General features: G+C 37.1%; 9 protein-coding genes and 1 pseudogene. 3 read left to right on the top strand and 7 right to left on the bottom strand.

Annotation, left to right across the window (positions count from 1 at the left end):
* Nucleotides 1–24 precede the first annotated feature (24 nt).
* Complete coding sequence (locus H5117_RS05140; protein ID WP_182733016.1) at nucleotides 25–573, bottom strand: gluconokinase; 549 nt, start codon at nucleotides 571–573, stop codon at nucleotides 25–27.
* A gap of 150 nt (nucleotides 574–723) precedes the next feature.
* Here H5117_RS05140 and gntU point away from each other — a divergent pair, with 150 nt between their 5' ends.
* Entirely contained in the window at nucleotides 724–2067 is a 1344-nt protein-coding gene (gene gntU, locus H5117_RS05135) for a gluconate transporter (RefSeq protein WP_182736424.1), read from the top strand.
* A gap of 109 nt (nucleotides 2068–2176) precedes the next feature.
* Here gntU and gntR read toward each other — a convergent pair whose 3' ends face one another.
* The 3 genes from gntR to H5117_RS05120 all read right to left on the bottom strand — a co-directional run bounded on the left by gntR (nucleotide 2177) and on the right by H5117_RS05120 (nucleotide 7513).
* On the bottom strand, nucleotides 2177–3187 hold the full coding sequence (gene gntR / locus H5117_RS05130) for a gluconate operon transcriptional repressor GntR (RefSeq protein ID WP_182736422.1): 1011 nt from the start codon (nucleotides 3185–3187) through the stop codon (nucleotides 2177–2179).
* A 225-nt stretch (nucleotides 3188–3412) separates the two neighbouring features.
* Nucleotides 3413–4684, bottom strand: coding sequence for an O-acetylhomoserine aminocarboxypropyltransferase/cysteine synthase family protein (locus H5117_RS05125; RefSeq protein WP_182736419.1), 1272 nt, complete (start codon nucleotides 4682–4684; stop codon nucleotides 3413–3415).
* Nucleotides 4685–4993: 309 nt separating this feature from the next.
* Entirely contained in the window at nucleotides 4994–7513 is a 2520-nt protein-coding gene (locus tag H5117_RS05120; RefSeq protein ID WP_220491760.1) for a bifunctional diguanylate cyclase/phosphodiesterase, read from the bottom strand.
* 204 nt (nucleotides 7514–7717) lie between these two features.
* Between H5117_RS05120 and H5117_RS05115 the strand changes: the two genes are divergently transcribed.
* The gene (locus H5117_RS05115) at nucleotides 7718–7924 is read left to right on the top strand and encodes a ParD-like family protein (RefSeq protein ID WP_024596935.1); all 207 of its coding nucleotides are present in this window, start codon (nucleotides 7718–7720) and stop codon (nucleotides 7922–7924) included.
* On the top strand, nucleotides 7917–8693 hold the full coding sequence (gene map, locus H5117_RS05110) for a type I methionyl aminopeptidase (protein WP_024605997.1): 777 nt from the start codon (nucleotides 7917–7919) through the stop codon (nucleotides 8691–8693). The genes H5117_RS05115 and map overlap by 8 nt, the downstream gene beginning before the upstream one ends.
* A 105-nt stretch (nucleotides 8694–8798) precedes the next feature.
* Here the strand turns inward: map and H5117_RS05105 are convergent, their stop codons facing one another.
* The 3 genes and pseudogenes from H5117_RS05105 to H5117_RS05095 form a co-directional block, all read right to left on the bottom strand.
* Complete coding sequence (locus H5117_RS05105; RefSeq protein ID WP_182736417.1) at nucleotides 8799–10970, bottom strand: S46 family peptidase; 2172 nt, start codon at nucleotides 10968–10970, stop codon at nucleotides 8799–8801.
* Nucleotides 10971–11068: 98 nt separating this feature from the next.
* Nucleotides 11069–13118, bottom strand: a pseudogene (locus H5117_RS05100) (EAL domain-containing protein).
* A 224-nt stretch (nucleotides 13119–13342) separates the two neighbouring features.
* A complete protein-coding gene (locus H5117_RS05095; RefSeq protein WP_182736414.1) occupies nucleotides 13343–15130 on the bottom strand; it encodes a M61 family metallopeptidase in 1788 nt (595 codons plus the stop codon).
* Between the last annotated feature and the right edge of the window lie 69 nt (nucleotides 15131–15199).

The following is a 15199-nucleotide window of genomic DNA, read 5'->3' as shown; positions in this document are numbered from 1 at the left end:
ATGTTAAAAGTAACAGTTAATTGATTAACTAAAAACTTTTAACTTGTTGTGGCTATTCATTTTAGTTGCGCTAATACAGCTTTCGACTACTTGCTCAAATGAGTTATTAATATCTATATTTATAACATTGGGCTCATCTTCTTTTGGAACTTCTAGCGCTTCAAATTGGCTTTTGAGTAAATCAACAGGCATAAAATGCCCTTTTCTGTCTTGCATACGGCTTTTAACCAGCTCAAAATCACCAAAAAGATGTAAAAAGGTAATGCCTATATTTCCATCACATATTTGTTCTCGGTATTTCTTTTTTAATGCTGAGCAGACTATTACCGCGACTTCATTTTTCTTTTCAATGCTAAATGCAGCATCACGTATTCTTTCGAGCCAAGGCACACGATCAGCATCATTTAAAGGCTGCCCAGATGACATCTTTAATATATTAGCCTTGGGATGTAAGTCGTCTCCGTCGATAAATTTAGCGCCAATGCGCTTTGCTAATGCATCACCCACACTTGACTTTCCTGTGCTTGAAACCCCCATTACAATATAAATACGACCTACATTTGTGTTACTCATGTATTTACCCTCGCCTTAATTTAATAATTAATTATTTTCAATGTATATATTATATTGAGTTACGGGTAACATGTTACGCGTAACAAATACGAAAGTGAAGTTAAACACACACTAAACATCATAATTCACACTGAATATAAGTAGGGAAAAATGTCAGATTTATCATTAATACTAACAGCGGTAGGCTCCATATTTTTATTGCTTTTTTTAGTAATGAAAGTACGACTACATGCTGTCGTCTCTTTGATCCTTGTTTCTATGATTGCAGGATTATTCTCAGGAATGAGCCCAGAAATAATTGCCGCTACAATTCAAAAAGGAATGGCCGGAACACTAGGCTTTGTAGCGGTGGTGGTCGCTTTAGGCGCCATGTTTGGCAAAGTAATGGAAGAAACCGGCGCGCTGGATCGCATTGCCCACACACTTTTACACCGTTTTGGAGAAAAAAACGCTAATTGGGCGCTTACCTTTACGGGCTTTATTTGTGCCCTCCCCCTCTTTTTTGATGTAGCCGTTGTACTTTTAATCGGTATTGTTTTTGCTGTGGTACGAAAAGGCGGTGGCAGCGTTGTTAAAATTGGTATTGGGCTACTTGCTGGGATAGCATCTTGTCAGGCGTTTCTTATTCCTGCGCCAGGGCCGATTTTGGTTGCCTCTCAATTAGGCGCTGACTATGGTTATATGATTTTATTTGGCCTTATTGCTGCCATACCGGCAATGATTATAGGAGGTCCAATTTGGGGCTCTATTATTTCTAAATCTATTCATGTAGAACTCCCACAGCACGAACAAATCGACGATAACCAAAGAGTTGGTAAAGGGACGCCTAGTTTTGGATTAGCATTAGGTTTAATTGCTCTGCCGTTAATTATGATTAGTTTAAATACTATTGGTAGTCGCTTTGTTGAAAGAGACTCTGATTTATATAATTGGTTAGCCTTTATAGGACATCCATTTACAGCAATTTTAGTTGCCTGCCTAATGGCATTTTATTTGCTCGGTGCAAGGCGCGGTGTCCCTAATGCTAGAATCATGGAAATTTGTGGTAGTGCCTTACAACCTGCAGGAATTATTATTCTTGTCACTGGTGCCGGTGGGGTATTTAAACAAGTATTAGTTGATTCAGGAGTAGGTACTGCACTAGGTAATTACTTAGCTGGCTCAGGATTACCGATTGTAATACTCGCTTTTGTATTATCAGCCGCTGTGCGGGTTATTCAAGGCTCTGCGACAGTAGCTATGCTTACAGCGTGTGGCCTAATTATTCCAATGCTTCAGCCTTTAGGCCTTGATGGAGCGCAGCTTGCCGCTATCACTATCGCTATTGGTGGGGGCTCTATTGTGCTCTCCCATGTAAACGACTCAGGATTTTGGTTAGCGAGTCGCTATCTCGGTTTGAGCGAAATGCAAACTCTTAAAACGTGGACGGTAATGGAAACTATTATTGGTACTGTTGGCGCACTTATCGCTATGATTATTTCTCTGTTTTTGTAAAATTACAGTATGTAGAGTTATCATCACACATATAAAAATTACCTGAGCCTTTTGATATTTAGGCTCAGGTAATTAGGCACAGGTAATTAGGCTCATATAATTAGAGTATTTAAACACTTTCACCTAGATGAACTATATAACCAGTATCAATTACTTGCTTATAATTAATGCTAGTATCTAAATCGGAATTAATCCGGCTCAACAACTCTCTTCCCGCAACATTACCTATCTGATAACGAGGGGTGATCACACTTGCTAATTGAGGCACCATTGCCTGGCCAATATCATGGCCATGAAAACCCACAACCCCCATTTGGCTAGGCACTAAAATGTTGTTTCGCTGGCATTCAAAAATAGCCCCAATTGCTAAATCATCATTAGTACAAAACAAACAGTCAGTATTTGGGTAGTCAGTACGCGCTTTTTGTAAAAGTTCAGCACCTAAACTATAAGATGAAGCTTGATCAGTCATCACACTTTTAGGCGTAAAACCTTTAGCTAACATAGCATCTGAATAACCTTGAAATTTTAGGCGTGTTCGTACATCGAGCCTTGCACCTATATAAACAATATTGCGATAGCCTTTATTTAAAAGTGCCGTCGTCATATCAAAAGCGGCTTTAACGTTATCAAAACCAATCGCTTGCTGCATAGGAGAGTGATGAGTATCCATTATTTCAATCACAGGTACGCCTGACGTTTCAATCATTTTTAGCGTTCTGTCTGTGTGTGTGGTTTCTGATAAAATTAAACCATCAACGTGATACGACAATAGATACTCAACCCGCTTTTCTTCAATTTCAGGGTTGTAACCATAATGGGCTAACATTGTTTGATATCCTGCAGGCCCTGTTACATCTTCAATACCTTTTATAACTTGAGCAAATACGTGGTTCGTTAACGATGGGACTAGTACACCAATAGAGTAGCTTTTAGCATTAGAGAGTAAATCAGGGGCTTTATTTGCAATGTAACCTAGCGTATCAATAGCTGCACTAATTTTAGTGCGAGTAGACTCTGATACTTTTTCGGGATTACGTAAATAACGACTCACCGTCATTTTGGTTACACCAACCGCATCGGCAATATCTTGAAGAGAAGAACGTTTGTTTTTTTTCATCACACACAATTAAATAAAATGTTACTTGTAACATACCAACTATTGTGAAAAATCACTACTTTTAGCCATTTTTATTTAAGTTAAAATAATAAATATTTAGCCTACCGCCTGTATTTAAACTGTTGCTAAATGATTGGTTAAAAAGGTTTAGAAAACTTAAACCTTTTTAACCAACGATACTGTATTTACAGTAAAGTTGAACAAGCATTTCTAAATAATTTAATTTTAAGCCTTATCGAGCGCTTGGCTTACATCAGCAATTATGTCTGCAATGTTCTCAATACCAACCGATAAACGAATTAAATCGCGACTTACAGCCGCATTAGCAAGCTCTTCATCATTTAATTGGCGGTGTGTAGTAGACGCAGGATGGCACGCAAGCGACTTGGCATCGCCAATATTAACTAAGCGTAAAATCATGTTTAGCGCATCAATAAAACGAGTACCTGCTTCTAGGCCACCAGCAATACCAAAGCTTAAAATACCCGATGCTTTACCACTGGTAATTTTCTGACTCATTTCGTTATACGGGCTTGATTCAAGCCCTGCGTAATTAACCCAAAGCACTTTTGGATGATTTTCTAAATACTCAGCCAAGTGCTGTGCATTTTCGCAGTGGCGATCCATTCTTAAGCCTAAGGTTTCAAGGCCGATTAAAATGTCAGATGCGTTTTTAGGGGCAAGCGCTGCGCCGGTATTTCTAAGTGGCACTACTCTGCAGCGACCGATAAATGCAGCTTCAGCAAAAGCTTCGGTATAAACCACATTGTGGTACGACGGATCGGGCTCGTTCATCATTGCAAAACGTGTAGCATTTGCTTTCCAATCAAATTTTCCTGAGTCGACAATCATGCCGCCAATAGCAGTACCGTGCCCGTTTATATACTTTGTCAGTGAGTGAACCACTATATCGGCGCCCAGCTCAAATGGACGGCATAAATACGGCGTAGCCACGGTATTATCAACTATAAGCGGCACACCTTTGCTGTGTGCAATACGTGCTAAACGCTCAATATCAACAATATTACCTGCCGGGTTACCAATAGATTCACAAAAAACAGCACGGGTGCTGTCGTCAATGGCATCCTCGAATGCGCTAAAGTCATCAGCTTTAATCATACGTGCTTCAATACCTTGGCGTAGTAATGTATGGGCAAATAAATTATACGTGCCGCCATATACTTGGCTGGTGCTCACAATGTTAGTACCGACTTCACACAAACATTGAATAGCATACGTAATAGCCGCCATCCCTGAGGCAACAGCCAGCCCACCAATGCCCCCTTCCATCGCGGCAATACGTTGTTCAAGTACGGCATTGGTTGGGTTCATTATGCGGGTGTAAATATTTCCAGGTACTTTTAAATCGAATAAATCAGCGCCATGCTGCGTGTTGTCAAATGTATAAGAAGAAGTGTGATAAATAGGCACGGCTGCCGATTTGGTCGTAGGCTCAGATTCGTAACCGTGGTGCAGTGCTAATGACTCTAATTTCATAATTATTTCCTTCAATTAATTTACCACTAACCTAGCACTTCTTGGTTATAAAATGTACATGAAATATATTTAAGGGTGTTAAGGTGATTTGATTTAAGCTAAGGCGGTTAATAGCTATGAGTTCAAGGATTATGTTCTTTTGAACTTTTTAGAAAAACCATATAAAAAAACTTTATATGGCTGTGTTCTTCCATTAGGTAGTAAGTTATTTTAAGGTTATATTTAATGAATTAGTATTAAGCACTAAATAAAACAAGCTTAATCGAAATATGTATTAGAAACTTTAGAGGACAACATAAATTACTAATATTATTTGTATTGTATGGCTCGAATATATTCAATAAGTTGGTCAACAGGAAGCGGCTTTGAGAAAAAGTATCCTTGAATCCTAATACCTTTATATCTAGATAAGTGTGTAATTAGCTTTTCATCTTCTACCCCCTCTACTACTACTTTTTTGCCTAAGTCATAACAAACTTTGATAATGGTATCTAAAAGCTTTCGTTCTTTCGTATCTTTATCCGCTCCAAGAGTAAACTCTCGATCAATTTTAATAATGTTCGCGGGCTGATTAGCAAGATATGACAAACTTGAAAAACCAGTCCCAAAATCGTCTATAGCAACATTCAAACCTGAATTAATTAATTCAAGTAATGTTTTCTCTATAGATGTCTTTTCTTGAAAGGAGGATTCAGTGACTTCAACAGTGAAATTTTTATATGTGATGTTATTTTGAGTAAGTAAATGGAGTAAGTCGATAGAAAAATTGTCTTTAATAATCTGCTTGGTTGAAAAATTAACTGCTACGGTTATATTTTGCAGTTGCGAATGTTTTTTTATATCGTGAAGGACTTGATTTAAAACTTGTTTACCTACTTGAACTATTTGACCCGTAGTTTCTGCTACAGGGATAAATTTTGCCGGAGAGATCCATTCACCGTTACAACACCACCTAACTAGCGCTTCAACACCTACAATTTGGTTCCCATTCAAGTTATGTATAGGTTGGTAGAACACTTCTAATTCGTTGTTCTTTAGAGCCGTGTGTAAATTATTTCGGATAATAATTTTTTCGCTGTGTTTATCATCCATTATTTGTTGATAAAAGTGTATTTGATTCCCTCCAAGCTCTGTAGATTTTTCAAGGGCTATATTTGCTTGCTGAAGGTTAAGCTTAAAATTAAATAATTCGGGGGTTTGATAAAATACCACTCCAGCACTTGCAGTAAGATTGAAGTCAAATGTGTCTATACAGTACGCTTTAGATAAATCGAGTATTAGAGCCTCAATTTTTTGCTCAAGGATAGCTGGTGTAGTATCTGTAAAATATAAAACAAAGCTATCGTTAATTCCCTTAGAAATTAATACTCGGTTGTCAACATTTATACTTATTCTTTCAGAAGCTTTTTTCAGAATTTTATCACTGATTTCATAACCTAAAGAGTTATGTATCTCTTCATAAAAATCTAGTTTAACTATTACAGTTGCAAAATTACTATATCCTCTAACCGAGCTAAGTTGCAGAAACTCTTCTTCCAAAGCTTTCAATCTCAGTAAACCAGTTAATTCATCATGCTTTGTACTAAACTCTAAGGCTCTTGATGAATCAGCTACCAGTACAAAAATAAATATAAATAGAAACGTAAACCATAATATTAATTGATCAATTATAGTATCAATGTGTATTGCTTCATAGTCATTGATAAAGGTATAGACATTATGTTCAACTAAACCCATCACATTTATTTTTTCAGTGATAAAATGGTTATAACGGCTAGTTAGCTTGTTTAAATCAGACTGAGTTTTATTTTTATAGTCTAGTGAAAAGTATACATTTGGAGTTAATTCTAAATATGTATCATACCGACTAAGATATTTTAAATAACTTTTCTCTAATAATAAGTTCATATCTAGTAAATTTAATATATAAAAACGACTTTGATTCGCAAGTTTAACAGGGGCTAAAAACATTAAAATTGGTATATCGGAGTCTAGAGTTAATGAGTTAGCTGCAAATTGGACTTCCTCTATATCTCTTTTAAGCCATAATTTTATTGTAGGTTTTTCTAGCATTCCATTTAAGTAAAAACTGCTAGAAAAATTATCGCCTGAAATATAATTTAATTCATTATCAAGAACTAAAACACCTTTGATTATATTATAATCACTAATGTAATTTTTTGAGTCTATATTAATTAGACGCATAAAATCTTCAAAACTAACTTTTTCTACTCTAGTCTTTATTCTAGCTAGAGCTTTTTTCTGTGAAGCCAAAGAGCGGTTTATCATTGTTTCTAATAAGTGTATTTTTTCTCTTGCATTAGCATCTTGGGTTCTGACTAGATTCAAAGTTGACTGATGCCACACAGTTGAACCGATTAATACAACTATAAATACGACTAATTTTATTTTTTTCATTTCATTTATTTTTATATTTTTATGAAAAGCTTTGATAGTAATTGCTGAAAAACAAGTAAACATAAAAATGGCGTACAATGATAAAGTAAATGGGTTGTTATCAAGGCTTCCCAGATCGAAATTAACCTGCATATGAAATAAAAAAGAAAACTGAATAAATAGAAAACACAATGCAGCAACTGTAGCTATTGCGATGCAATACTTCTTTGTATATAGACTTACTTTTTTTATGGTTGCTAAAACGCCTGCAATTAACAGTGAAATTATTGCCGTCGTGGGGCTTATCACCTTCATTAATTCATACCCAGAAAAAGTAGATTCAACCATTCCTAGTGCAAAAATAATACAGTGAAAATACAAAATAGCGCTATATAAAATACTAGTCGCACTTCTTGTCACATTCAATCTCATATTATAACCCATTAAATTTATCAGTTGCCCCAATGCAGTTTAAAAGGATTGCTTATACAATTCAATGCAAACATAAAGTATTACTTATTAATCATTTTTCTTGTGAAGTGGCCGAGAAATACACTTTTGATTGTAAGACCTCCAAGTTGACATCCATGTTTTCATTATATACGATACATGCATAAATCATATATGGTATATATAATGGGAATAGTGAAAATATCAGATGGGCTGCATGAAGAAATTAGAAAATCGAGTAATATCATGTCCAGATCTATCAATTCACAAGCAGAGTTTTGGATTAAAATAGGCATGCTTGCTGAGTTAAATCCGACACTTACCTACCATGAAATAATTAAAAAACAACTCATAAAAGAAAAGCTTACTATTCAGGATCTTTTGCATGAGTAAAGCAACAATAAAGACTGATGCAGAAATTGAGCTCATGAGAGAATCAGGAAAGCTTTTAGCTCAGGTATTTAAAATGCTTGATGATTTTATTTGCGAGGGCATAACTACGTTAGATATAGACACTAAAGTAGAAAGCTATATTACCAATGTGTTACATGCTCGTCCTGCCAGTAAAGGCCAATATGGCTATCGGTATTCATTGAACTCATCTGTTAATGACGTAGTGTGCCATGGTGTACCCAATAATATTTATAAATTAAAAAACAAAGATATTTTAAATATTGATATTACCTTAGAGAAAAATGGTTATATCAGTGATTCAAGTAAAATGTATACTTTTGCAGCGACAAGCTCAGAAGCCAAACGATTGGTTAAAACGACTTATGATGCTATGTGGGAAGGTATTAAGGTGGTAAAGCCAAAAGCAACGCTTGGTGATATTGGCTATGCTATTCAAAAGCACGCTGAATCTTCTGGTTATAGTGTAGTACGTGAATATTGCGGTCATGGTATTGGTAAAGAAATGCATGAAGAGCCGCAAGTTTTGCATTATGGTAAACCTCATACAGGGTTAGTGCTTGAAGCAGGTATGACCTTTACTATAGAGCCTATGATCAACCAAGGTTCCAAGAAGGTAAAAACTAAAAAAGATGGATGGACAGTCGTAACAAAAGACAAGAAACTTTCTGCTCAGTGGGAACATACCGTTCTAGTAACAGAAACGGGCTTCGAAGTTTTAACACTTCGCGATGAAGAGAAGCGTGCTTAGCAAAACTAAGTTATGCTACTGACGTATACAAACCGTAACCCATTATGATTAACAAAAAAGGCGCTTCCTTTACGGTAAGCGCCCTTCTCTTATCTCACTAATTACTTATTTTACGATTGTCATTTCGTCTAATAAGTTTTGTGCATTATCTACTTTATCCATTACCCACAGCATGTAGCGTGAATCAACGTGGATTGAGCGATTAAGCTCAGGGTTGTAATCCCAGTCACCAATAATACTTTCGTAAACACCGTCAAACAGTAAACCAACAAGCTCTGCTTTGCCGTTAAGTGTTGGCGAACCTGAGTTACCACCGGTAGTGTCTACATTTGATAAGAAGTTAACGGGTACTGTATTCATGCCGCCCGTGTAATCACCGTAAAGCTTGGCTTTAATTTGCTCTTGTAACTTTTTAGGTGCATTAAATGGGTCAACATCGGTGTTTTTAGCCAGTAACCCTTCAAGCGAGGTAAAAGGTGTTGCTACCAAGCCATCTTGAGGTGAGTAGCCGCCTACGGTGCCATAGGTTACTCGTAATGTGCTGTTGGCATCGGCGTATACAGGTTTGTTTTTAGCTTTGTTAAACGCAATTATTGCGCTCATTAGCTTTGGGCGAGCTGCTTGTAATTTACCTGCAAGTGCTTTTGATTTATCTTCCTCTGCTTTCATTACTTTAAAGATTGCTTTAGCGTACTGCACAAATGGGTCTTGGCTTTGATTTAGCTGGCTAAACGATTGTTCAAATAATGAATTGCGAACAGTGGCATTATCAAGTCTTGACTGTTCATACATGCTATCAAGTAACGCGCTTTGGGTTGCTTTATCAAACCCATTTTGTACTTTAAATACGTTATCAACCTCGCTAAAACGCTCTTCTTTTGGAAGTGCTGCATACAGCTCTAAAAAGTGCAGTAAAATAGCTTTGTCTACTTTGCTATCATAACGGCGCGTCATGCGCTCAAGCCCTGCTTTAATGCGAGGTAAGTCACGTTCTTGATAACCAGATTCACGTTCGCTATTTGGCTTTTGTTTTTCGTAAGCTAGGCGGTATAAACGTCGTGCTGTGCTGATCATTTGTGAGCGATGTACATAACCTAACATACGGTCGCGTTCACTGTGCTCTTGTGATTGTGCAATTAGCTCAGATAGCTCACCTAATACGCTTCCGTATTGCTCTTTACGCTCACTATCGCTATTGATCCATTGTGTTAACTCTTTCTCAAACTGTTTTTTGCGCTCAAGCATAGTGCCTTTTTTGAAGCTTTCGATCATCGAACCATAGTTTTTAATATAGTTGTTATAACCTGCAATGGTGCTTTCGTAAGCAATACGCGCTTTACTGCCGTCTTCTGAGTTTTCTTCAATAAGCGACACGTATTTTGAGTTATGAACGCGTGCTTTAGGGTAGCTGTCGTTAAATACGTTATCTACCTCTGTTGCTATACGGTAGCGGTTAGTACGCCCTGGGTAGCCTGTAACCATTACAAAGTCGCCTTCTTGCACGCCTTTGGCACTTACTTTTAGGTAAGAGTCTGGTACGTAAGGTACGTTGTCTTCGCTGTACTCAGCTGGTTTTCCATCTTTGCCTACATAAGCGCGGTAAAAACCAAAGTCGCCTGTGTGGCGCGGCCACATCCAGTTATCTATATCGCCACCGTATTTACCTACGCCCATAGCTGGTGCGTAAGATAAACGTACGTCTTTAATTTCAAGTGACTTAATTAGGTAAAACTCTAAACCACCATGAAACGAATACACGTTACAACGGTAGCTTTCGTCGGCTTCACACTGGGCTACTAGCGCTTTTTCGTTTTTTACTATTGCGTCGTAGCGTGCTTTACCGCTTAGCTCTTCAATACCTTTACTAACTTTGTCAGTCACATTAGTAACTGTTTCTGTGACGTATACGCGTGAACCCGGCGCTGCTGGTAAGTCCTCAACAGGGCTTTTAGCTAAAAAGCCATTTTCTAATATGTTGTTTTCAGGTGTTGAATTGTATTGCACCGAGCCATAAACACAGTGATGGTTTGACACAACTAAACCCTTAGGCGATACAAACGATGCTGTACAGCCACCTAGGCTAATTACCGCATTCATTGGGAATTCGGTTAATTTAGAAATAGATTCAACATCAATTTCAAGCCCTTTGGCTTTTAAAATTGATTCTAACTCTGGAAGTTGGTGTGGTTGCCACATGCCTTCGTCGGCTATGGCACTACTTGAAAGTGATAAAGAAAATGTGGCTGCTAATGTAGCTACAAGAGGTTTTAAACGCATTATAGAATCCTTTTTATTTGTTTCTATAACAGGTTACTCGTCAGTAGCTAATGAGGTCAATAGCCGTGCAATGAATTGTTACAATCGAGTGTTTAATCTTACTTTTTATCAAAATTCATCGAAAAATCAAGAAACTGTTTTGCTGGTATGGGTTTACTAAAGTAAAAACCTTGAATAAAATCACAGCCTAATTCGTTCAATAAAGTAAGCTGCTCTTTTGTTTCTACGCCTTCGGCTACCACTGTCAGCCCTAAACTGTGCGACATGGCAATAATTGCCTTTACGAGATTACAATCTTCATTGTTTAGTACAATACCGTCAATAAAACTTCTATCTATTTTAAGTACATTAAACGGATTCTCCCTCAAATAACTTAATGATGAATAACCTGTACCAAAGTCATCCATTGATAAGTTAATGCCTAATGCTGTTATTTCAGTCAATATATCGACAACATTAGTGTGGCAACTCATCAGCACTCCCTCAGTTATTTCAAGCTCTAAACTTTCGGGATTTACGTTTGCTTCACTCAATGAGTTTTGAATAAAACTGAGCAGCCCTACGTCTCTAAATTGGCGAGGAGATAAGTTAACAGCCATTGTATATTTTTGTTGGCGTTTACAGGTACTTTGCCATGTGTTTAAAAAGTGTAATGCTTGGCTAATTACAAACTTGCCAATAGGTACAATTAATCCTGTATTTTCGGCAATAGGTATAAACTCATCGGGTGTTACATTACCTAGCACAGGGTTATGCCAGCGTAATAACGCTTCTGCACCAATGATGTGTTTATTTTTGGCGTCAAATTGGGGCTGGTAAAATAACTCGAATTCATTACGCTCAAGGGCGGCACGCATCTGCTCTTCTATTACTAGTCGGCGCTGAATAATTACGTTCATTTTTTAGTAAAAAATGAATAAGTATTACGACCATATGATTTTGCTTGATACATTGCAGTGTCAGCATTTCGTAATAAATCAGCAACAGTTGTACCATTTTCTGGGTATATGGCTACACCAATACTCGCTGTTAGTATGTGTTCTCGGCCCTCAATTTTAAAAGGGGCTCTAAAGTTATTGACCAATTTTTCAGTGATTTTTAGCGCTGCATGGTGATCAGTTATACCTCGTAGTAATACGATAAACTCATCTCCACCTAGGCGCCCTAACGTATCGTCTTTTCGCAGTGCCTCTTGTAGCCTTTGCGCTGATTCAATTAAAAGTTTGTCTCCTGTTTCATGGCCTAAAGAGTCATTTATTTTTTTAAAGTCATCTAAGTCCAAAAACAGTACCGCAGCTTTCTCGTTATTTCTTTGTACTTCAATAAGCAATTGCGACAAACGATCAAGTGCTAAAAAACGATTAGGGAGTAAAGTTAGACTATCGTAATACGCTTGATGTCTAATTAGTTCATCTGATTTATGCTGTTCTGTAATATCTCGAATAATAACCATTAACTGGTTATGTTATGTTCTGTTATTTTATTTATTCTTGCTTCAAAAAAAACGAGCCCATGGGGTAAAGCTAGCTCATATTTAAAGCTCATCATCTGCTCTTTTTCTAATACGAGGCTGATATAGGTTTCAAATTTTTTGGCTACAGCGCGCGGAAGTACATCACCCATTTTTTTACCAATAAATTGCTTTGGCTTGGTGTAGAGATCGGTCTCATTACTGGCATGATACTCAATAATAGTTCCATCATTTTCCATCAAGAAAAATAAGTCAGGAATTGCCTCAAAAATAGTTTTTAGCATATCCTCATTAAATGATGCATCTGCTTGTGCCTTTTTAACCTCAGATAAGTCAATATCAATGCAATACATTTGTTTTGTATTATATTGATTTGTAAACATAACATGGCTATAAAAAACAGATACACTTTCGCCATTTTTACCTTTTAGGGTAATTTCGGATGCTGGAATTTCTAGGTCTTTTTCTACCCAATCACTGTGTGCGTCAATTACAAATTCACACATTGATTCTGGAATTATAAGGTCTTCTATTTTTTGCCCTATGGCCTCTTCTTTGGTGTATCCGTAAAGTCGCACACTGCCTTCATTCCAATAAATAACACGACGCTCATTGTCATAACCTTGAACAGAAATTACATTTACCGCATCAAATAACTGGTGCAAATAGTCGTTAATTACAAATTAGTTGGTTAAGTCTGAAGCAACGTCGTCTAATTGCATTTTGAGGCTATATCCATAAGTAATTTTATTTAGTAATAAAAAACACCAAATAATAATTAAATTTAATTTTAATATTAAATTTCCATGTACATTATATACGCCATTATACAAAACAAAAAAAGAGCCGAAGCTCTTTTTTAATAATTGTTAACTGTATTTAAACTCTATAAAAACTGAATTTATTTTTTTGTCACATCATTTGGATGTTCCACGCCAATCCATGCTTTGAATAGTGCTTTTTGCTGTGGCGTTGCCTCTTTATCAGCAACTACTTTTTTAGGCTTATCGAAATCTTCTGATAATACTAATGTTAAGCTTTCAAGTGCATCGCGACGAAGATAGTCAACGGTTACTTTGTCGCCTGCCTTAAACGTTTCTAGGCTAGTTTTTAAATCTTTACCTACGTGATGTTTGTTTATAGCGACAATTTTATCATCGGTAGTTAAACCCGCTTTCCACGCACTGCCACCACGGCGTACATAACTTAACGTCAGTAATTCACCTGTATTTTTGGCGGTAGCATCAATACTTGCAAGTGCTTTTGCTTTTTCAGGACGCTCAAACTTTAAACCTACTTTAGTAAGTAAATCGTCAAAGTTAATACTTGCAGGCGACTCTACATTTTCTTGCCACCAGCTTGAATAATCACGTCCTGTTAAATCTTTTAAGATATTAAGTACATCTGTATCTGTAAATCCAGCGGGCATTTTATGATTGTTATAAAGTGCTTTGTGCACGTCGCGATAGCTTATTTTACCTTGGCTTTTTTCTAGTAAGTCAATATCTAAAGCAAGTGAAAGTAACGAACCTTCTGAATAAATATTGGTGCTGTAGTTACGTGCGTGATCGCCACCTTGATTAATCCATTTATCAAAGCTTGTTTCGCTTGCGCTTTGCACTTCACGGCCCGGTGTTTGCAAATGACGGTTAATGGTTTTACTCATTACTTTAAAAAATTCATCTGTTGTTTGAATGCCTGAGCGCACTAATAAATGATCTTCAAAGTAACTTGTTGAACCTTCTGCAATCCACAGCAGTTTTGAATAGTTCATATTAGTGTAATCGTATGGCACTAAACCTTGAGGGCGATATGCTTTAACATTCCATGTATGAACAAACTCATGCGCAGCGGTGCTAATAAAACCTAAGTAATCTTCGCGGCTACCAAATCGGTCACGTGGTCGTTGAATAATTGTTGAGTTTAAATGCTCTGTTGCACCACCAGCTCCTGATGTTGCATGCACCATAAATACATAACGCTCATACGGATAGCCATCCCAAATTACATTACCCGTGGCAACTAATTTTTTAAGATCGGTAAGCATTAGCTCTACATCGTAGTTACCATCGCCCCATATAACTAACTCGTATTCACGCCCTTCTACTTCAAATGTGTGTAGTTGGTTAATACCCGTTTCGATTGGTGAATCAACAAGTACATCGTAATCGGCTGCTTTAAATGAATTTTTGCCTTTTAAATTATTCATACCCGATACAGAACGCCACTTTTTAGGCACGTCTAAATTAACGGTTACAGGCTCTTGGCGAAATGATTCACTAAACATAAAAAAGCCTGACGCATCTATAAATGCATGGCTGTCGTCAATGTGGCGAGCACGTTTACCAAGCTCATTTGCATACACCTGGTAGTCAACATTTACTTCTGTAGGTTCATTAAGATGTACACGCCATGTACTGTGATCTATTTTTTCCCATTTTAGTTCTTTGCCATCTTCATCTTTGGCTTTGAAGTAGCGAATGCCATTTGCAAGATTTAACATTTCGTAGCGACCCGTGCGCCACGCAGGAAGTTTTATATCAAGGTGTGCTTGCGCTGTTTTTGGAAACTCAACACTTACATCACCTAAATGATGCTGTGGTTGCGAGATTTCTAAAGAATAATTTACATCGGCAAATACAGGCGCTGAACATGCAGCTAAAATTGAAAGGGCTAATAACTTTTTCATAGAGACTCTTAGTGGAAACTTAATTGCTTACAAGACTAACAAGCCCCTATTTAAAAGTGAATTAAATAC

The organism is Pseudoalteromonas sp. SG45-1 (genome assembly GCF_014164135.1).
Classification (GTDB): Bacteria; Pseudomonadota; Gammaproteobacteria; order Enterobacterales; family Alteromonadaceae; genus Pseudoalteromonas; species Pseudoalteromonas distincta.
The sequence above is the reverse complement of the archived record's forward strand: the minus strand, read 5'-3'. Positions and strand labels throughout refer to the sequence as shown.